15 protein-coding genes are annotated in these 19,115 nt (G+C 69.4%); 4 read left to right on the top strand and 11 right to left on the bottom strand.

The window, feature by feature from the left end:
* Positions 1 to 199 precede the first annotated feature (199 nt).
* Entirely contained in the window at positions 200 to 1,834 is a 1,635-nt protein-coding gene (locus tag ATK30_RS30070) for a sigma-54-dependent Fis family transcriptional regulator (protein WP_220817389.1), read from the bottom strand.
* 169 nt (positions 1,835 to 2,003) lie between these two features.
* Between ATK30_RS30070 and ATK30_RS30065 the strand changes: the two genes are divergently transcribed.
* The gene (locus ATK30_RS30065) at positions 2,004 to 4,340 is read left to right on the top strand and encodes a molybdopterin cofactor-binding domain-containing protein (RefSeq protein WP_101438354.1); all 2,337 of its coding nucleotides are present in this window, start codon (positions 2,004 to 2,006) and stop codon (positions 4,338 to 4,340) included.
* 14 nt (positions 4,341 to 4,354) lie between these two features.
* Positions 4,355 to 4,831: a (2Fe-2S)-binding protein gene (locus ATK30_RS30060; protein WP_101438353.1), complete on the top strand. Its 477-nt coding sequence runs from the start codon at positions 4,355 to 4,357 to the stop codon at positions 4,829 to 4,831.
* Here ATK30_RS30060 and ATK30_RS30055 read toward each other — a convergent pair.
* Positions 4,806 to 5,834, bottom strand: coding sequence for an EamA family transporter (locus tag ATK30_RS30055; protein ID WP_244194773.1), 1,029 nt, complete (start codon positions 5,832 to 5,834; stop codon positions 4,806 to 4,808). The two genes, ATK30_RS30060 and ATK30_RS30055, sit on opposite strands and share 26 nt — an antisense overlap.
* Before the next feature lie 71 nt (positions 5,835 to 5,905).
* Between ATK30_RS30055 and ATK30_RS30050 the strand changes: the two genes are divergently transcribed.
* A complete protein-coding gene (locus ATK30_RS30050; RefSeq protein ID WP_101441146.1) occupies positions 5,906 to 6,385 on the top strand; it encodes a carboxymuconolactone decarboxylase family protein in 480 nt (159 codons plus the stop codon).
* A 54-nt stretch (positions 6,386 to 6,439) separates the two neighbouring features.
* On the opposite strand, the gene ATK30_RS30045 is transcribed toward ATK30_RS30050, so the two are convergent.
* The 5 genes from ATK30_RS30045 to ATK30_RS30020 form a co-directional block, all read right to left on the bottom strand.
* Positions 6,440 to 6,673: a biotin/lipoyl-containing protein gene (locus tag ATK30_RS30045; protein ID WP_101438352.1), complete on the bottom strand. Its 234-nt coding sequence runs from the start codon at positions 6,671 to 6,673 to the stop codon at positions 6,440 to 6,442.
* On the bottom strand, positions 6,670 to 7,704 hold the full coding sequence (locus tag ATK30_RS30040) for an alpha-ketoacid dehydrogenase subunit beta (RefSeq protein ID WP_101438351.1): 1,035 nt from the start codon (positions 7,702 to 7,704) through the stop codon (positions 6,670 to 6,672). The genes ATK30_RS30045 and ATK30_RS30040 overlap by 4 nt, the downstream gene beginning before the upstream one ends.
* 23 nt (positions 7,705 to 7,727) lie before the next feature.
* Positions 7,728 to 8,708 (bottom strand): thiamine pyrophosphate-dependent dehydrogenase E1 component subunit alpha, encoded by a 981-nt coding sequence (locus ATK30_RS30035; RefSeq protein ID WP_101438350.1) that lies wholly within the window; start codon positions 8,706 to 8,708, stop codon positions 7,728 to 7,730.
* A gap of 341 nt (positions 8,709 to 9,049) precedes the next feature.
* Positions 9,050 to 10,258, bottom strand: a complete 1,209-nt coding sequence (locus ATK30_RS30025) for an IS110 family RNA-guided transposase (RefSeq protein ID WP_101433892.1) — start codon at positions 10,256 to 10,258, stop codon at positions 9,050 to 9,052.
* 82 nt (positions 10,259 to 10,340) lie between these two features.
* The gene (locus tag ATK30_RS30020) at positions 10,341 to 10,976 is read right to left on the bottom strand and encodes an IclR family transcriptional regulator (RefSeq protein WP_244194772.1); all 636 of its coding nucleotides are present in this window, start codon (positions 10,974 to 10,976) and stop codon (positions 10,341 to 10,343) included.
* 586 nt (positions 10,977 to 11,562) lie between these two features.
* Between ATK30_RS30020 and ATK30_RS30010 the strand changes: the two genes are divergently transcribed.
* Positions 11,563 to 12,870: a lipase family protein gene (locus tag ATK30_RS30010; protein WP_101438348.1), complete on the top strand. Its 1,308-nt coding sequence runs from the start codon at positions 11,563 to 11,565 to the stop codon at positions 12,868 to 12,870.
* A gap of 111 nt (positions 12,871 to 12,981) precedes the next feature.
* On the opposite strand, the gene ATK30_RS30005 is transcribed toward ATK30_RS30010, so the two are convergent.
* From ATK30_RS30005 to ATK30_RS29990, 4 genes are all read right to left on the bottom strand, one after another.
* Entirely contained in the window at positions 12,982 to 15,720 is a 2,739-nt protein-coding gene (locus ATK30_RS30005; protein WP_101438347.1) for a bifunctional YncE family protein/alkaline phosphatase family protein, read from the bottom strand.
* Positions 15,721 to 15,724: 4 nt separating this feature from the next.
* Entirely contained in the window at positions 15,725 to 17,080 is a 1,356-nt protein-coding gene (locus ATK30_RS30000) for an ABC transporter permease (protein ID WP_101438346.1), read from the bottom strand.
* Positions 17,077 to 18,006 carry an ABC transporter ATP-binding protein gene (locus ATK30_RS29995; protein WP_101438345.1) on the bottom strand — a complete coding sequence of 310 codons (930 nt, stop codon included), beginning with the start codon at positions 18,004 to 18,006 and terminating at the stop codon, positions 17,077 to 17,079. Before ATK30_RS29995 ends, ATK30_RS30000 begins: the two co-directional genes overlap by 4 nt.
* Before the next feature lie 130 nt (positions 18,007 to 18,136).
* On the bottom strand, positions 18,137 to 19,090 hold the full coding sequence (locus ATK30_RS29990) for an MsnO8 family LLM class oxidoreductase (RefSeq protein WP_167442031.1): 954 nt from the start codon (positions 19,088 to 19,090) through the stop codon (positions 18,137 to 18,139).
* Positions 19,091 to 19,115: the final 25 nt, after the last annotated feature.

Raw genomic sequence — 19,115 nt, 5'->3', positions numbered from 1 at the left:
AAAACCGCATAGGGCCGCGCGTTAACCATCCGCTTGCCTTGAACCGCGCACGATCCGGCGATTCGGGACACCCAAGCGCGGGTCGGCGGCCGACCTCCGGGGTTTCCGAGGCCAGCGCATTCCGCCGCTGGACCGGACAACCGCCGGGCGACTACCGCTAGCCGAGCGCACCTTCAATGACCGGGCAACCACCCCGCGGCTAACCCGGCACCTTCAACGCCCGCATCCGCGCATACAACGTCGTCCGCGAAATCCCCAAAGTGCTCGCCGCCCGGACTTTGTTCCCGCCAGCCGACCGCAGCGCTGCGACGATCGCGTTTCGTTCCGCTCGCTCGATCGGCGCCAGCTCGTGCCCCGAAGCGTCAGCCACCAGCGCGGGCGGCAGATCCGCCGGGCCGATCGCGCCCACGGACCGTTTGCGGATCGCCTGGCTCAGTACGCCGCGCAGTTCGGGCAGGTTGCCCGGCCAGTCGTACGAGCCGAGGATCCGCAGCGCGCCCGGCGTGATGTTGTGCGTCCGCGCCGCTCCGAGTTCGGCCAGCATTCGCGCCGCGACCTCGGGGAAGTCCGGGCGGTGCGCCAGCGGCAGCAGTTCGACGTTCTCCGCGCACGACGCGATCAGCGCTCGTTCCGGACCGGTCAGTCCTTCGCGTGGGCCGGTCGTCAGGACGAGGTGCGGGCCGACGCCGCGGGCGGCGTGGGCGGCGACCAGGTCGACCAGTTCGGCGGGCAGCAGGTCCGCGCCGTCGACGCAGATGCTGCCGGCACCGGTCTCGACGGCGGCGGTGAAGCGCGCGGCCCAGGCTGCCGACCCGCCGAGCACTGCTTCCGCGCCGGTCAACGTGGTGCACGGTTCCTCGGGCACCCGCAGCCTGGCCTCGGTGGTGCGGCCGGTTCCGGGCGGGCCCGAGATGTGCACGTGCCCGGCCACCGGATCGGGCGCGACCGCTGCACGACGTCGCGTCCGGCGGGCCTCGGTCGCGCTCAGCGGGCGGATCTCGACCAGCACTCCGCCCTTGGCGCCGGGCACCGGTTCGGCTCGCACCCGCGCGCGCTGGCCGGAGCGCAGTTCGGTCTCCATTTCGGACGGTCCGGCCGCCTCGCCCGCCAGGTTCCACAGCAGCGCGACGTCCGCGCCTTCCAGGAGGTCCGCCGCGGCCTGGTTGCACAGCAACAGGTCCGGGCCGATCGCGACCACCGGCCGGGTCGGGCGGGACGTCGCCTGGAACGCGGCCAGCAGCGACCGTTCGGACATCCGGCTGCCTTCCAGCAGCTGCCGTTCGATCTCCTCGACGGCCTTCGCGACCAGCGGCGCGAGCAGCGGATTCGCCTCGGCGGCCAGCAGCGTGATGTCGAGCGCGCCCTCCAGCCGGCGGGTGACCGGGTGGAAAATCGGGTGCCCGTAACAGCTGAACCCGCGCAGCGCCTCGGCGTAGTGCTCCTCCCCGTGCACCACGATGCTCGACCGGGTTTCCAGTGCGGTGCCCGGGCCGGTGGTCCCGACCTCGTCCTCCAGCAGGCAAGCGCCGACCCCGAGGCCCAGCTGCTCGAAACAGTTCTCGGCGGCGCGGTCGGCGCTCCACCGGTGGACGAGCTTGCCGTCGTGGTCGACGAGCACAGTGGACATCGCGGTGCCGGCGAGACGCTCGTCGAGGTCCTCCAGCACCGGCGCGGCCGCCGCGAGCAGTTTGCTGGCCGGGTCGACCTCCTCGAACCGCAGGTCGAGCAGGGCGGTTTCGGGGCGCACCCCGGCGAGCGAGGCACGTCGCCAGGACTGGGCGATCGGTTCCCGCAGCGCCACGCTGCGCGAGGACGTCATCGAGCTCACGCGCATCTCCACCTTCGTTGGTGACGCGCAGCAGGATAACCATCGCTCTCCGCTGCCGCTGTACAGAACTTGAACACTCAAGCCCGGATTCACCCGGCAAGGTGGTCCCTCACCACCACCCGCGTGCACGTGTTGCCATCCGGCACGCGGTCCTTACCTCGAAAGGGGAATCAGCGTGACTCTCAGTCACTCCGAGCCGGACACCGGGAAGGAGCGCGCCGGCGTTTCGCGGCGCGGGTTCCTCGGTTACGTCGTCGCGGCCGGGACCCTCGTCGTCGCCGCGGACGTCGGGCTCTCCACCCCCGCGGCGGCCGCCGTTCCGTCGGCTCCGCAGCCTCCCGAGCTGTACGACCTCAACGACGCGCTCACCGACGCCGCCCTCCCGACGTCGCAGCTGATCACCGTCACCATCAACAGGGACGGCAGCGCTTCGTTCGAGATCCCACGCGCCGAAGTCGGCCAGGGCATCACCACCTCGAGCGCGATGATCATCGCCGAGGAACTGGACCTGCCGGTCGAGAAGGTGCACGTCACGCTCGCCCCGGCGCGTCCGGAACTGCTGTTCAACCAGCTCACCGGCGGGTCGAACACCACGGTCTCGACCTACACGCCGATCCGCGTCGCGGCCGCGATCGCCAAGCAGCAGCTGCTCGAAGCGGCGGCGATCCTGCTCGGCGGCACCGCGGAGCGGTTCATCGTCAAGGGCGGCGTCGTGACCGCGCCGAACGGCAAGACGGCGACGTACGGCGAACTGGCGACGAAGGCCGCGTCCAGCACCACCAAGCAGGTGCAGCTGGACCCGAGCAAGCTCAAGGGCTCCAGCGAGTTCACGGTGCTCGGCAAGCCGCAGAACCGGCTCGACGCGCTCGACATCGTGACCGGCAAGAAGCAGTTCGCGATGGACCTGGAGATTCCCGGCGCGCTGCCGACGATGATCTGCCGTCCGCCGACGCTCAACGGCACGCCGAAAGCCGTCCTCAACAAGGCCGACGTGCTGAAACTGCCCGGCGTCACCGACGTCGCGATCATCCCGACCGGGGTCGCGGTCCGCGCGGAGACGTTCGGCCAGTGCATCGACGGCGTGCGCGCGCTGCGGGTCGACTGGGGCCCCGGCAGCGTCGAGGGCGAGAACGACGAAACCGTGCTCGCCAACCTGCGCCGCGCCGAACTTCCCCTTGCCGTGCCGAAGGTTCCGGTCCTGGCGCAGACGGTTGAGGCGGACTTCGAGTTCATGTTCCGCTCCAGTGCCGCGCTGGAGCCGTACTGCGCGGTCGCCGACGTGCGCGACGGCAGCGCCGAGATCTGGGCCGGGCTGAAGTCGCCGATCGTCGCGCAGGGCGAGGTCGCGCAGGCGGTCGGATTGCCGCAGGGCAAGGTGAAGGTCCACGTCATCACCGGCGGCGGTTCCTTCGGGCACAAGCTGTTCGGCAACCACGCCGTCGAAGCGGCGCAGGCGTCGAAGGCGTTCGGCAAACCCGTGCGGCTGATGTGGCACCGCGCCGACGAGCCCCGGCAAGGACGGCTGCACCCGATGGCGACGTCGCGGCTGCGGGCCACCGTGCTCGCCGGGAACGTGCTCACTTTCGAGCAGCGGCACACCTCGGTCGAGACGTCGTTCCGGCACGGGCTCGGCGAAATGCTCACCTCGGTCGCCACGAAAATGCCGACCGGGCTGGGCAACCTCGGCGTGGCCGAGGCGGTTTTCGTGCTGAGCCAGGAAATGCCGTACAACTTCGGTGTCGTCGACCAGACGCTGACCGAGACCGACCAGCGGTTCAACACCGGGTCGATGCGCAACGTCTACTCGCCCGACGTCGGCTGCGCCAACGAGCTGATGGTGGACATCCTCGCCAAGGCGATGGGCAAGGACCCGTACGACTTCCGGATGGAATTCCTCAAGAACGACAAGGTGAAGGGCGTCCTGCGCAAGGTCGCCGAGGTCGGTGGCTGGGGCCGGAAGATGGCCCCGGGCACCGCGCAGGGCATCGCGATCCACAAGGAATACAAGGGCGCCAGCGCCTGCATGGTGGAAATCGACTGCCGTCCGGAGACGGTGAACCGCAAAGTGCGCGACGGCGTCACCGGACCGCGCGTGACGAAGGCCGTCATCGCGATCGACGCCGGGCTGGTGATCAACCCGCGCGGGCTCGAAGCCCAGATGATGGGCTGTTTCTCCGACGGGCTGGCGCTCGCGCTCACCAGCAGTGTCCACCTGAAGGACGGGCACTTCCTGGAAGCCAGCTGGGACAACTACTTCTACACCCGGCAGTGGAACATCCCGCACGACTTCACCGCGATCGCGATGCCGTCCAACGGCGAGCAGCCCGGCGGCGGCGGCGAGGCCGGCGTGGCCTGTTCAGTCGCGGCCGTCGCGTGCGCGTACGCCCGTGCGACCGGGAAGGTCCCGAAGCGGTTCCCGATCAACCACGACGACCCGCTCGCCTTCGAGGTCAAGTCGTTTGTCCCGCCTGTTCCCGAATCGCCGACCGACGGCCTGAACTGGACCTACTGAGGAGCAAGCCACCGATGAGCAAGCACACCTTCATCCTCAACGGGAAGCCGGTGTCCGTCGACGTCGACGACAACGTGCGGCTGCTGTGGGTCCTGCGCGACGTGCTCGGCGTCCGCGGCCCGAAGTACGGCTGCGGCATCAACGTGTGCAAGGCCTGCACGTCGCACTTCAACGGCAAGGCGTTCAACCCGTGCTCGGTGCGGGTGGCCGACATCAAGGCCACCGACGAGATCACCACGATCGAGGGCCTGGCGGACACGGTCAAGGCCGACCTGCACCCGATGCAGGAGGCCTGGCTGGAGAACGACGTCGCGCAGTGCGGCTACTGCCAGCCCGGCCAGATCATGGCGGCGGTCGCGAAGGTCAAGGAGGCCAAGGCGAAGGGCCGCGAGATCAACGACTCCGATCTGGACGAGATCCGCAACGTCTGCCGCTGCGGCACGTACTCCCGGATCCGCGAGGCGATCAAGGCCGGCGCCGCGAAGATGTGACCGGTTTCGCTTGCCCCGCAGCCAATCCCGGCTGCGGGGCAGGCTTTCCCGTCTGCACCAGTGTTCCGCCGCCGAGCAGCACGGCCATTCCGACCAGCTGCACGGGACCCAGTGCTTGGCCCAGCAACAGCCACGCGAGCAGTGCGGCGACCAAGGGTTCGGCCAGCGCCAGGACTCCGGCCAAGGCGACCGGCAAGCCGCCCAACGCGTGCAGCCCCGCCAGATACGGCAGCACCGTGCCGAAGACAGCCAGAATCAGCAGGGCCAGCCAGACCGGAATTGTCGCGGTGCCGAGCAACACCGGACTCGAGGCGATCGCGATAGTCGATAATGGACTTACCGCGATGGTCGCCACCGCACCGATCGCCAGCCCGGCCGCGGTCATCCCGAGCGGATCGTGCCGCTGCGCACCGCGCTCGCCGAGCAGGAAGTATCCGGCGGAACAGACCGCCGACGCCAATCCTGCCGCGACGCCCAGGAAGTCCAGCTTCGCCCCGCGCCCGAGCCCGGCGATCAGCACCAGCCCGGCGACCGCCAGCGCGATTCCCAGCCACACCGCCGCGGACAGCCGCGTTCGCCGGACGACGCGCACCCACAGCGCGACCAGCACCGGCGACAGGTTCACCAGCACCATCGCCACCGCGACCGGAATCCGGGACACCGCAACGAAAAAGAACAGCTGCACACCCGCGACGCCGAGCAGTCCGTAGCCGAGCGGCAGCCAGAGTTCAGCGCGCCGGAACCGCAACGCTCGCGGCCGCAGCAACGCGACGCCGGGCGCCAGCAGGACCGCGGCGAGGCCGATCCGCACCGCGGTGACCGCCGCCGGGGTCCAGCCCGCGTCCAGCACCGCCTTGGCGAGCGGACCCGAACTCGCGAACAGCACCCACGAGACCAGGCTCAGCCCGGTCGCCCGCGCGGTACTGCCCTGGTAGCCATCTCCGCATTCTGAGTCCCGGCCCAGTGCCGCGGCCACTGGTTTTCCGGATGCGACGCGGGTCACCAAGCGGGTTGTCACATCCGGCGGGCGGCCGGCATCTCATGGGCATCCGCTTCACCACACTGGAGGATCTGATGAGCGCACGGTTCGACCTGATGAACAACGACCTCGGCAAGTCGCTCGGCAAGCGGTTCGCCGGGCTGAGCATGCTGCTGCACAACTCGTCGCTGCCGAAGCCGACACAGGAACTGGTTTCGCTGCGGGCCAGCCAGATCAACGGCTGCGGCTTCTGCACCGACATGCACACGAAGGACGCCACCGCGGCCGGCGAGACCGCGGAGCGGCTGTACCTGGTGGCCGCCTGGCGCGAGGCGACCGTGTTCACCCCCGCCGAGCGGGCCGCGCTCGCGCTGACCGAGGAGGGCACCCGCATCGCGGACGGCGGCGGCGTATCCGACGAAACGTGGGCGCAGGCGCGCGAGCACTACGACGACGACCAGCTCGCCGTGCTGGTATGCCTGATCGGGCTGATCAACGCGGCCAACCGGATGAACGTCATCGTGCGCACTCCGGCCGGGCTGTACCAGCCGGGGCAGTTCGCGAACGTCAGCTGAGGGAAACACGGGCCGCCGCCGGGCAGCGGTGGAACCCGGCGGCGGCCCGTGCGCTTACTCGATGCGGGCGATCGGCGCGCCCTGCTTCACCACTTCGCCCTCCCCCACCAGAAACCGGACCACACCGCCGACCGGAGCGGGCACCTCCGCGTCGACCTTGTCCACCGCGACCTCCGCGATCAGCTCGCCCTCGCGGACAGTCGCGCCATCCGTCGCGAACCAGGTGGCGAGGACTCCCTCGCCGTCCGGGTCGTTTTCGGACAGGACCGGGAACGGAACGTCGGTCATGCGCCCACCAGGTTGAGGACGGCCTGACGGATCCGCGCCGGTGTCGGCAGCACCGCGTACTCCAGCGGACGCGCGTACGGGATCGGCACGTCCGGCACCGCTACGCGCGCCGCTGGGGCACGCAGCAGGGTCGGATCCCGCTCCACGACGCGGGCGATCACCTCGCCGGACAGGCCGAACGACAGGTAGTCCTCGTCCACGACGAGCAACCGGCCGGTTTTGCCGACCGAATCGAGGATCGTTTCGGTGTCCAACGGGACCAGGCTGCGCAGGTCCACGACCTCGCAGTCGACGCCCTGCCCGGCGAGTTCGTCGGCGACGTCCAGCGCGTGGTGCACCGACAGGGACAGCGTCACGACGGTGACGTCGCTGCCCGGGCGCACGACGTTCGCCTTGCCGATCGGGACCGTGTGGTCGCCTTCCGGGACCGGGCCGATCGACCGGCGGTTCTTCGCCATCCACGGCAATCCCATGACGCCCTTGTGGAACAGGTACACCACCGGGTTGTCGTCGCGGATCGCGGAGGTCATCAACCCCTTGGCGTCGGCGGGATTGCTCGGCACGACGACCTTCATCCCGGGCAGGTGCGCGAACGTCCCCCACAGGCATTGGGAATGCTGCGCGCCGTCGGAGTACCCGCCGCCGACCGCGGCGGTCAGCACCATCGGCACGGACACGTTCCCACCGGATTCGTAGTGGATTTTCGCCATGTGGTTGTAGATCTGGTCCATGCACACGCCGAAGAAGTCGACGAACATCAGCTCGACCACCGGCCGCATCCCCTCGACCGCCGCTCCGATCGCGGTGCCGATGAAGGCGGTCTCGGAGATCGGCGTGTCGAGCACGCGCCGCGGGCCGAACTGATCGAGCAATCCGGTGGTGGAGCTGAAGATGCCGCCGTAGGAACCGACGTCTTCGCCGAGCACGAACACCCGCTCGGCGCGTTCCATTTCCTGGGCGATGGCCTCCACCATGGCCTTCGCGGTGCTGAGTTTCCGCCCGGCGGGCGCGGAGGGTTCGGTGAGCGTCATTGCTGCTTCTCCTCGCTGTGTCGTCAGGCTCGCGCGAACACGAAATCGAGCGCGGTGGCGGGGTCCGGCTCAGGGCTTTCCTTGGCGAACGCGATCGCCGCTTCGACTCGTTCGCTGGCCGCCGCCCGGAACCCGGCGACCTTCGCGTCGTCGAGCTCGCCATCAGCGCGCAGCTGGTTCTCGTAGGTAGGCAACGGATCCCGCCCGGGCACACCGTCCAAATCAGACCGGTAACCCTGCGCGTCGCCCTCGAAGTGCCCCCACAGCCGCAGCGTGTGCACCTCGATCAGGCTGGGTCCTTCGCCGGCGCGAGCCCGCGCGACCGCCTGGCCTGCCGCCTCGTGGACGGCCTCGACCGAGTTGTCCTCGACGCGCACGCCCGGAATCCCGTATCCGGCGGCGCGGTCCGCGTTCGACGTGACGCACGTGGACGCGCTGCGCGGCACCGAGATGCCCCAGTCGTTGTCCTCCACCACGAAGACCACCGGCAGCTTCCACAACGCCGCGAGGTTGAGCGATTCGTGGAACGCGCCTTGGTTCGCCGCGCCCTCGCCGGTCACCGCGACCGCGATCCGGTCCGTCCCCCGGCGCTGGAACGCGAGCGCCTGCCCGAGCGCGGGCGGGTAGCCCTCGGCGATGATGCCGGAGCAGGAGAAGTGCACCGCCGGGTCGAACAGGTGCATATGCCCGCCGCGGCCACCGCCGAGTCCGGTGGTCCGGCCAAAGATCTCAGCGGTCATCCGCTGAAGGTCCACGCCGTGCGCGATGGCGAAATGGTGCGGCCGGTGCGTCGCGGTGACCGCGTCGTCGCCGGTGAGGTGCGCACAGACGCCCGCCGCCACCGGTTCCTGCCCGGCGGACAGGTGCATCTCGCCGGGGACGAGGCCGGCGCCGATGTCGAAGACGGGTTTCTTGTCGGCGTGGTACTCGCGGAGGATGGCCTCCTCGTAGGTGCGGATCAGGACCATCGTGCGGTACAGGTCCAGCCTGTCCTGCGCTTCCATGGGACCTCCCGTTCGTTCTGGAGGCCACTTTCGCCGCGCGCGGTCCGCCGGACAACGGGCTGGATTTCAGATGGTGATAACAGCCGGTTCAGTGCGTGACGGCCAGCGCGCGCGACACCCGTTGGGCAGCCCGGCGCAACGACTGCAACGGGGCGGAGCCCAGCCGTCGCGCGGGCAGGGAGATCGCGACCGCGCCCAGCGCGCCCGGCGTGCGGACGCTCGTCGCCAGGCACGCGGTGCCGAGCAGGTACTCCTCGCGATCGTTGAAAACGTCGCCGCTCTGCGACAGCCGCTGCTCCAGAACCCGGCTGTCGGTGATGGTGTGCTGCCTAATGTTTATGTCAAGCAGCGGTAGCCGTGGTGTGTCGGTAGTCGGCCTGGTAAGGCTGGCGGGTGCGCAGGAGCGCGTAGAGGACGTTGATGCGTCGTCGGGCCAGCGCGATCAGTGCCTGGTGATGGCGCTTCCCTTCGGCGCGTTTGCGCTGGTAGAAAGCTTTGCTGAGTGGGTCGGTGCGGATCGCGCAGAACGCGGACTGGTAGAAGATGAACTTCAGGTGTTTGCTGCCGGCGGTGGCTCGCCGCAGGTAGTTCATCTTCCCGGACTGCTGCAGGACCGGCGCGAGGCCGGCGGCCGAAGCGAGCTGATCGGCGCTGGCGAAGCGGTCCAGGTTTCCTGCCTCCGCGAGGAATTCCGCGGTCAGGGTGGCCCCCATCCCCGGCAGGCTTCGGACGAGGGCCGCGTCAGGGTGGCGGTCGAGCCCGTCGGCGATCTGGTTCTCCAGTTCGCCGATGCGGTGCCGGGCCGCGATCGCGTCGGTGGCGAACTCGCGGGCGAACTCGGCCATGCGCTTCTGCCCGGGAACGATCACATGCTGGGCCTGAGCGGCCGCAATCGCCTTGCCTGCCAAGGGTTCGGCATAGCTGCGGCGGACGCCCGCGGCCAGCATGTGATCGATCAGGCCGTCGCGTCCGGCTTCGCGGACCTCTTCCGGTGTGACGAAGCGGACCAGAAGCCGCAGGTCGCTGAGGTTGGTCACGTCCACGACGCGTTCCAGGCCGGGGAAGAACCCGGCCAGGGTTTCGCGCAGCCGGTTGAGGCGGCGGGTCTGATCGATGACGAGTTCACGGCGTCGGGAGACCAGCATCCGCAGGTCGAGGGTGATGTCGTCCTCGGCGGTGACGATGCGCCAGTCGTCGCGCAGGCGCAGCTGGTCGGCGATGGTGGCCGCGTCGCGGGGATCGGATTTGGCTTCGCCGCCCTTGCTGGCGCGGCGGGCTCGGTTGACCACCAGGCCCGGGACGTGGACCAGGCGGACACCTGCCTCCAGCAGCATGGCGGTCAGCAAGCTGGCCACTCCGCCCATCAGGTCGATCGCGGCGGTGAGCTCGCCGTGCTCGGCTTCGGCCTGGCGCAGCTGGGCGATCAGGGCGTCGATGCTGTCCGGGTCGTTGTCGACGCGCCGGGAGAGCAGGACTTTCCCGGTCTCGGCGGCGACGATCGCGACCCAGTGGAACTCCTTGGCGACATCGATGCCTGCTTTTACTGCCATCGAACCTCCGGTCGATCACACGGTGTGGTGCGTCCCGATTCCGCCGTCAACGCCCTACATAGCGATGGTTCGCAGTGCCTAATCAGCGGTCAGAACCAGGTGGTGGAGCGGGCGGCACAGCACTCTGAACCATCACCGGCAGCAGGCATGAAAGCCATACCCGCTCCACCTGCATCCGCCGATCCTCGCGGACCGCGGACATCCCTGAAAGGTAGGGCGGCGTGAGGTCCGCCAGCTGATGCCGCGACAGATAGTCCCGGCGGCCCTCGCTGTCGAGGCCGGACAGGATGCACTTGCCGAACGCCGTCGCGTGCGCCGATTCGTGCACGCCGACCCACAGGTCGACCGACGGGGCGGCCGGGCCGTCGGCGATGTCGACGAGCTTGATGTCGCCGTCGGAGTAGAGCGAGAGGTAGGCCGCGCCGTGCACCTCGTCGCGAAGCGCGCGCAGCACCGGCCGGATCTTCGGCAGCAACGCGTGCAGCGACGTGTGCTGGCGCAGTTCGCTGACCTGGCTGCCGAGCGCGTAGCCGTCGTCGAGCTTGCACAGATATCCCTCGTGGACGAGGGTGCGCAGCAGGTGATACGTCGTGGGCAGCGGCAGCCCGACCGTGCGGGCGAGCACCTTGGCCGGCACCGGCCGCTCGCTCGCGCCGACCGCGTCGAGCAGATGCAGCGCACGCTGCACGGACCCGATCAAGGTCGGCTCAGCCGCCATCCCCGTCACCTCCGCCGCGTCCTTGCGGACTCCAGCATGCGCTACCGCTCTGACCTGGGCAAGAGCAGGTCCACCGGACGGATCACGGGGTTCGCGGCAGGTTCGGCGCTCGCTTCGGCCCTGCTCACAGTGGTCGGCGCGTGGCCGCCGAAGAACTCGACGAACCCGCGCAGCGGCCGGATCCAGTGGACCTCGGCCGGGCTTGGCAGGAACGCAACACGCGGTTCCGGGCCCAAGGCGGCCACATCGTCGCGGTAGTCCGAATTCGTCCAGAACGGCGGGAAGAATTGTCCTGGACCCCGTTCGCGATTCGCACCGAAGAAATCGCCCGCGACGGGTGGATTCGGGCTGGAGGCGGTTTCCAGGATTCCCAGCACGCCGAATGGGCGCTGCACCCGGGATCAACGCGGAAGTCCTTGCGCCGCAAGCGCGGCACGACCGCGCCGTCGCGATCGCCGCGGCCTACGCCGGGCCTGCCTGGACCCCCAACACCGGCACTGCCTGCACCTTCCGTAGTTGTGCGGATACCTACTCGCTGGTAAGTTACCCGCCAGTTGTGATCCACTTCATGGTTCAAAGGGGAGTCATGGTCCGGAAATCCGTCCGCGCGCTGATCGCCGCCGCCGCTCTCGCGATCACGTCCGCCGTCGCGCTGCCCGCCGCGGCCTCGGCCGATTCCTTCTACAGTTACGACGGCAGCACCCCGCTCTCGTCGTATGCACCGGGCACCGTATTGAAGACGCGGACGTTGACGTATCACGTCTTCGGCTTCCCGACTCCAGTCCAGGCCACCCAGGTGCTGTACCGGACCTCCGACGCACAGGGCAATCCCACCGCGAACGTCACCTCGGTCGTCCGCAATCCCGCCGGCGACAACGGAAAAGCCGTTTCGTACCAATCCGCGTACGACTCGCTCGACCCCGCGGACGCACCGTCTCGCGCGATCGCGGGCGACGTCCGGCTCGGAGGCGTGCTGCCGAACGCCGAGTCGCTGCTGATCGCGCCGGCACTCGCGCTCGGGTACAGCGTCGTCATCCCGGACACCGAGGGCCCGGCCGCCGATTTCGCCGCCGGTCCGGAATACGGCAAAACCACTCTGGACTCCCTCCGCGCCGCCACGCACGCGTCCGGCACCGGGATGACCGAGTCCACCAAATTCGGCCTCCTCGGATATTCCGGCGGCGCGATCGCGACCGGCTGGGCCTCGGCGATCGCCGCGAGCTACGCGCCGGAGGTCGAGAAGAACCTCGTCGGTTTCGCCGAGGGCGGGGTGCTCGTCGATCCCGCGCACAATCTCAAGTACGTCGGCGGCAGCCCGGTCTGGTCCGGCGTGATCCCGATGGCGCTGATCGGCGTCTCCCGCGGCTACGGCATCGACCTCAAACCGTACGCCAGCGAGTACGGCCTCAAGGTGCTCGCCGAACTCGAGCACGCGTCGATCGCACAGGCGCTCGGCCACTACCCCGGGCTGACCTGGCAGAAGCTGGTCAAGCCGGAGTACGCGAACCCGGATTCGGTGCCGCCGTTCGTCGACGCGGTCAACAAGGTGAACATCGGTTCGGCCGCGACGCCGTCGATTCCCGGGTTCATCGCGCAGGCCAACAACGGCGCGCTCGAAGGCACCGTGAGCAACGAGCCGGGCATCGGCACCGGCGACGGCGTGATGGTGGCCGGGGACGTCCGCGCGCTCGCGAAGCAGTACTGCGCGGACGGAAACACCTCGATCACGTACACGCAGTACGACGCCCTCAGCCACGCCACCGCGCTCCCGGCGTGGGCTCCCGCCGCGATCGCCTGGCTCGGCGACCGGTTCGCGGGCAAAGCCGCTCCGTCCAGCTGCGGGCAGATCGCGCCGGGGAACTCGCTGGCACCGGAGCAGCACACCGGCTCCTGACCGGATCCTCGGGAGTGTGCTCCACTACCGCACGCGCGTTGAGATACCACGAAGAAAGCCCCTGCCCGCCTGGTAAGCGGACAGGGGCTTTCCTTTACCGGCTAACGAATATCAGCCGTCCGATTCGGCCGACGGGATGAACGCCCCCGGCACCTGGTCCGGAGCGAAGATCTTGTCCTCGCCCGGATACGGCTGGGTCCATCCGTGCACCTGGTACCACGTGAAGTGGTCCATCTGCGCGGGGTTGGCGTAGTCCGCCGTGGCGTTCGGGCCGGTCAGCTTCTGCTGCGACTGCCACTGCTGCCACTGCTGCACCAGCTGCTGCTTGTCCGCGGGCACCGCCGCCGACGCCGCCGCGGTGGACGCCGTCGGGACGTTGTCCGGGCCGCACGACGGCTGGGTCTTGAGCCCGGCGGTCAGCGACGTCTGGTTCGGCACCGCGGTGAACGGCGTGGTGTCCGGCTGCGGCGTGAACGCGGTCGCCATCGGGGTGGCCGCGCTGTCCTTCTGGTTCATCGGGTGGATCCCGAGGATCTGCTCGATGGTGCGGATCATGGTGATCTGCGAGTAGTACCGGCTGTCGGTCTTGCCGTGCTGGGCGTACGGGCTGATGATCTGGATCGGGGCCCGGTGCCCGTCGACGTGGTCCAGCCCGGCCTGGGAGTCGTCCTCGACCACGAAGATCGCCGAGTCCTTCCAGTACTGGCTGTGCGAGATCTTGTCGACGATCTTGCCGACGGCGAGGTCGTTGTCGGCGACCTGCGCGGCCGGGCTCGGCGGCCCGCCGGTGTGGTCGCTCGACAGCCAGAACATGTTCAGGTTCGCCGGGCCGTTCTTCTCGAAGTCGTTCTTCCAGATCTCGTACCGGTACTGGTCCGGCACGTCGGTGTCGAACTTCGGGAAGCCCGGCACCGAGACGCTGTTCAGCGACGGGATCGGCGACGACGAGACCAGCGGGTACGCGGTCGGCTCGCCGGTCGCGGCCATGTTCTTCGAGTCGCAGTACAGGTTCTGCCAGGTCGCGCCCGCGGGCTTGGTCAGGAACTGCTGGAACTCGCCGAAGTCGCGGACGGTCTTGCCCGCCGCCTGCGCCCCGGTCCACAGGAAGCCGCTGCGCTGGTGGCCCAGCGCGTCGTCCTCGGTGTCGTAGCTGCGCTTGTACTCGCCCGCGGACGACTCGGTGTACTCCGGGTTGTCCGCCTGCATCAGCCAGTTGTGGCCCTCGGCCGAGTTCGTGCCGATGTCGTAGGTGTTGTCGTACAGCCCGAACTGGCTGGCCAGCGCGTGCTGGTTCGGCGTGACGGCCTGGCCGAACTGCGCGAGCGCCGGGTTGCCGTTGCCCTTCGCCATGTCGCCGAAGACCTGGTCGTACGTCCGGTTTTCCTTGACCAGCAAGAAAACGTGCTTGATCGTGGACGGGTCGCCGAGACGCTGCGGCACCGGAACCGGCTTGACGTCGCGGTTGTCGTTCGCCTTCTGCACCGAACCCGGCGTCCAGCCGTTCTGCTTGAACACCTGAGAGGTCTGTGCCCAGGTCTGCTGGTCGCTCGGCAGCGTGAACCGCTGCAGGCTCGACGTGGTGTCGTGCGTGGCGTGCCCGGCGGCGGTGGTCGGGCGGCGGGCGTCGATGCCGCGGGTGTTCGCGACCAGGATGTTGTTGCCCGACGCTGAGATGCCGGACGGGAAGTAGTCCGTCGGCAGCAGCCCGATGAAGGCGGCCGGGGCCTGCGGGGACCAGTAGCGGTAGACCGCGACCGCGTTCGCCCGGCCGAGGGTCACCAGCAGGTGGCCGTCGTGGGTGAGCGCGATGTCGGTCGGCTCGTACCCGACCGTCGCTTCCGGCCACGGCTGCGTCGCGATGGTCTGCACCACGGCGTCGCGCTGGGTGTCGATCACCGAAACGCTGTCGCCGCCGGTGTTCGCCACGAACAGGGTGTTGTTCTTGGCGCGCAACGCGGTCGGGTGCAGGCCGACGTCGATGCTCTTGACCGGAGCGGCCGGGTTCGCCAGGTCGATCACGCTGACCGTGCCGGTGGTGGCGGCCCCGGTCTTCGGGTCGGCGACGACGTCGGTGCCGTACGAGTTCAGCGTGCTGTCGCCCGGCTTCGCCGCGCGGCCGCCCTCGTTGCTGACGTAGATCCGGTTGCCGATCTGGACGAGTGCGCGCGGCGCGTTGCCGACGGTCCAGCTCTGCTTGATCTGGCCGCTGGCCGCGTCGATCGCGACGACGCGGTTCTGGCCGTTCACCGCGGAGTACACAGTGGACCCGTCCGCGGAGAAGATCGCGCCCGCGGCAAGGGAATGCTTCGCGCCGTCGGCCGGGATCGGCACGAAGGTCGGGTTGGCGACCGTGCCGTCCGGGTTGACGGTGAACTTGCGGTAGCCGTCGATCTGGCCCAGCCACAGCGTCTTGCCGTCGGGCGAGTACGACGGGCCTTCCTGGCCGACGTCATTGCCCGGCAGCTGCAGGTCGGCCTTCTTGTCCTTGCCGACGAGCTGCTGCACCTTCCAGCTCTTCAGGTCGACGATGGTCAGCGCGATGCCGCCGTCGGTGGTCAGCGCGGCGAGGTGGCTGCCGTCCGGGCTGACCGCCGAGGACATGATCTTGCCGTTGGGCACCACTAGCCGCTCGCCGATCGGCTTGAGGTACTGGTCGCTCGAGATGGTCAGGCCCTTGTCGGTTTCCTGGCCGACCTGGTCGGTGCCGAACTGCTTGGTGGAGGCGAGGCCGATGCCCGAGCCCGTGGCGACGAGAGCGACCGCGGTCGCGCCCGCCGTGACGAAGCGCAGCTTGCGGGATCTGCGGAAATCCTTTTTCCCGCCACGCCTGCGACGGCGCGTTACTTGCATGTCCTCATCCCTTCGTGGAGGAGAGCAGCTCGACGTTGCCGTCGAACTGCCACAGCGGGTTGGGCCGGTCCCCTTCCGGGGTCCGCACCTGGAAGTAGCCGTTCACTTCCTTCGGTCCGTCGCCGTCGGCGACAAACCGCCCGTCCGAGGTGACATCGAGCTGGTAGATCGCCTGCCCGGTCGCGGAGCTGCCAGGGAGATGCCAGGAGACGACGCAACGCCAGTCGTTGCCGGGGCCTTCGGCCTCGACGAGGCCGCCGCCCTTGGTGCATTCCGTGCTCGCGGCGAGCTGCTCCTCCGTGACGTCCGGACGGTGCAGCTGCGCGGTCTGGATCCGGTAGAGGTGCGCGAACTCGGTGGAGAGCGACTGCTGCATCTTCGCCTGGTCGATGCCCGAACCCGACGCCGGCGCGGCGACCGCGACGACCGCCACTGTGACGCCGATCAGCCCGGCCAGCGGCAGCAAACCCGCGGTCAGCACGCGACGACCGGCGCCGTCGTAGGTCAGGTCGGTGAAGTCGCGCCTCAGGAACAGCGCGTAGGCCAGTGCGGTGGCGACCACTGCCCAGACCAGGCTCACCCCGACGCCGACCAGCAGCGGACCGAGCTGGACCGGGTCGCTGAAAAGGCCGTTCCACGAGATGAACGCGTACGTCGGCAGCGCGAGCCGCACGACGACCGGCAGCGGCAGCAGCTGCGCGACCGTCATCACGAGCGCGACGACCGCGGGCAGCAGCAAGCCCATCGGCGACCGTCCTAACGCGACAGAGCCGAGCAGGCCGACCCCCGCCAGGGCAAGGGTCGGGGCGAGCACGCAGAGCCAGGCGAGCATGACCTTCAGCGCGGCGTCGCCCGAGGACAGGAGGTGTCCGTCGAGTCCGACCAGGGGCTGTCCGCCGACCGCGACAAGACCGCCGACGGTGCTGGACACCGCCAGTCCGAGGACCAGCAACAGGATCACGGTGAGGCTGGCGAGCGCCTTCGAGACGAAAATCCGCCGGTACGACCGCATCGCCACCAGCAGGTGCCGCCAGGTGCCGAGCCGGTCCTCCGCCGCGAAGACGTCGCCGGCTACCAGCGAGGTCAGCAGCGGAAGCGCGTAGCTGCCGGCGAACCCGAGCAGCACGAGGGGTCCGGCCCAGCCGGTGATGTTCATCAGGCGACCGAACAGGGTGTCCACCGGCAGGTCGCTCTGCTGGCTGACCGCGGCGACGAACACCGCCGGCGCGAGCCAGCAGGCGAGCAGCAGCACGCGGATCCGCCACTGCGACACCAGCTTCACCAGTTCGAACCGGTAGCCGCGGCCCAGTCCGACCGGGCGGACGGAGGCCGGTGCGTCCCGTTCCTCGACGGCGGTCATCGCTTGTCCCCCTGCTCCGTCAGCTCCAGGAACGCCGCTTCGAGCGGCGAGACGACCGGAGCGAGTTCCCGTACGCCGATGCCCTTGCCGACGACGCGTGCGACCAGGTCGTCCAGCGCGGGCACCAGGCCGCTCACCACCAGGACGTCGGCCTGCCCGCGCGGGGTCTGGGTGTCGTCGATCCGCAGCCCCGGGACGTTCTCGGCGATCTCGCGGGTTGCTTTCTGATCCGAGGTGACCAGGCGATACGCCAGCTCGCGGTCCGCGGAAGACAGTTTCGCCAGCGGTCCGGTGAAGACGACGCGCCCGGCGGACAGGATGGTGACCTCCGAGCAGAGCGCTTCGAGATCGTCCATCCGGTGGCTGGACAGCACCACCGCGGCGCCCTCGTCGGCGAGCCGGGTGAGCACGCTGTGCACGTGTTTCTTGCCCGCCGGGTCGAGACCGTTGGCGGGCTCGTCGAGGACCAGCAGCCGCGGCTTGGTCAGCAGCGCGGCGGCGAGGCCGAGGCGCTGGCGCATGCCGAGCGAGAACCCGCGTGCCCGGTCGTCGGCGACGTCGCTGAGCCCGACCTGCGCGAGGAGGTCGTCGACGTCGACGGTCTGGCCGCGCAGCGAGGCCAGCGCGGCGAGGTTCTGCCGCGCGGTGAGCGACGGGTAGAGGCCCGGCCCGTCCACGAACCCGGAGATGCCGTCCGGGGCGGCGAGCGCCCGGCCGATCGGGCGGCCGAGGATCTCGAGGTCGCCCTCGTCCGCGACCGCGAGTCCGAGCAGCAGGCCGAGCAGGGTCGTTTTGCCCGCGCCGTTCGGGCCGACGAGCCCATGGATCTCGCCGTACGCCACGTCGAGATCCACGCCGTCGAGCGCGACCACGTCGCCGAAACACTTGGTGATCGCGCGAGCCCGCACCGCGTCGCTGGTGTTCATGAATCCCCACTTTCCAAGCCGTCAGGAACTTAGGCACGACAAGTGACATGCGAACCAGCGCCAGGTTGAACGTTGGGGAAACCCCGTGCGCCATAGCTGGTCCTTCTTGAGATAACCGGACAAGATAGGATCAATCGGGCGGCGATAAAGTGTCCGAGATCTCTCGGACCAGCACATAGGACCGTTTCCGCTCGGCATGGTCGTGGACCGGAGTGGTGATCATCAGCTCGTCCGCGCCGGTTTCGGCGATGACTGTGCGCAACGAATTCCGCAGTGCCGCCGGGGCTCCGGCGAGAACCGGGCCGGGACCGACCGCCGGGTCGACGACCGCGTCTTCCGGGCGCGGCAACAAGATCCGCTTGCCGCGCGAACGGCTCAACGCCTTAGCCCGAATGGACCTGGCGAGCCATTCGGCCCGCTCCTCGGTCGCGGCGGCGACCACCGCGACGCTGACCACAATGGACGGTTCGCGTGTCCGGCCGGGACGAAAGGACTCGCGATAGATCCGGGTCGCGGCGGCGGCTTCGGCGGGGCGGAGGTGACGGGCGAACGCGTACGGCAGGCCCAGTTCGGCGGCGAGGCAGGCGCTGGCCGTGCTGGAGCCGAGGAGCCAGACGTCCGGCACGTTCCCTCGTGCGGGAGTTGCGCGCAGCGGCTGGTCGGTGTCGGCGAAGTACTCCAGCAACTCCTTGACGCGACCGGGAGAGCTTTCCGCCGGACCCGTGTTCAGCGCCGCGGCCACACGTTGCGGACCGCCGAGCGCGCGGCCGAGTCCGAGGTCGATGCGGCCCGGATGGAACGCGGTGAGCGTGCCGAACTGTTCGGCGACGACGAGCGGCGGATGATTGAGCAGCAGGACGCCGCCCGCGCCGACGCGGATCCTCTTCGTCGCATCCGCCACACGGGCGACTGACACGGCAGGCGCGGCGCTCGCGACACCACGCATGCTGTGGTGTTCGGGCAACCAGTAGCGGTGATATCCCAACTCGTCCGCCAGTTCGGCGAGGTCGACAGTGCGCTGCAACGCCTCGCGCGCGGTCGATCCCGCGACGATCGGCGATGTGTCCAGCACTGAAACCCGCACCCGGGCATCATCCCGGACCCGGTGC

This window comes from Amycolatopsis echigonensis, assembly GCF_002846615.1.
GTDB classification, from domain to species: domain Bacteria; phylum Actinomycetota; class Actinomycetes; order Mycobacteriales; family Pseudonocardiaceae; genus Amycolatopsis; species Amycolatopsis echigonensis.
Note: the sequence above shows the minus strand (reverse complement) of the source record. Positions and strands in the feature narration are given on the sequence as shown.

What these genes read in the sequence shown, in the direction of transcription:
- ATK30_RS30040 (WP_101438351.1), bottom strand. Translation starts at nt 7,704, where the DNA reads ATGACGCTCACCGAACCCTCCGCGCCCGCCGGGCGGAAACTCAGCACC.
- ATK30_RS30010 (WP_101438348.1), top strand. Translation starts at nt 11,563, where the DNA reads ATGGTCCGGAAATCCGTCCGCGCGCTGATCGCCGCCGCCGCTCTCGCG.
- ATK30_RS30000 (WP_101438346.1), bottom strand. Translation starts at nt 17,080, where the DNA reads ATGACCGCCGTCGAGGAACGGGACGCACCGGCCTCCGTCCGCCCGGTC.
- ATK30_RS29995 (WP_101438345.1), bottom strand. Translation starts at nt 18,006, where the DNA reads ATGAACACCAGCGACGCGGTGCGGGCTCGCGCGATCACCAAGTGTTTC.
- ATK30_RS30020 (WP_244194772.1), bottom strand. Translation starts at nt 10,976, where the DNA reads ATGGCGGCTGAGCCGACCTTGATCGGGTCCGTGCAGCGTGCGCTGCAT.
- ATK30_RS30060 (WP_101438353.1), top strand. Translation starts at nt 4,355, where the DNA reads ATGAGCAAGCACACCTTCATCCTCAACGGGAAGCCGGTGTCCGTCGAC.
- ATK30_RS30045 (WP_101438352.1), bottom strand. Translation starts at nt 6,673, where the DNA reads ATGACCGACGTTCCGTTCCCGGTCCTGTCCGAAAACGACCCGGACGGC.
- ATK30_RS30070 (WP_220817389.1), bottom strand. Translation starts at nt 1,834, where the DNA reads ATGCGCGTGAGCTCGATGACGTCCTCGCGCAGCGTGGCGCTGCGGGAA.
- ATK30_RS30025 (WP_101433892.1), bottom strand. Translation starts at nt 10,258, where the DNA reads ATGGCAGTAAAAGCAGGCATCGATGTCGCCAAGGAGTTCCACTGGGTC.
- ATK30_RS30005 (WP_101438347.1), bottom strand. Translation starts at nt 15,720, where the DNA reads ATGCAAGTAACGCGCCGTCGCAGGCGTGGCGGGAAAAAGGATTTCCGC.
- ATK30_RS30050 (WP_101441146.1), top strand. Translation starts at nt 5,906, where the DNA reads ATGAGCGCACGGTTCGACCTGATGAACAACGACCTCGGCAAGTCGCTC.
- ATK30_RS30035 (WP_101438350.1), bottom strand. Translation starts at nt 8,708, where the DNA reads ATGGAAGCGCAGGACAGGCTGGACCTGTACCGCACGATGGTCCTGATC.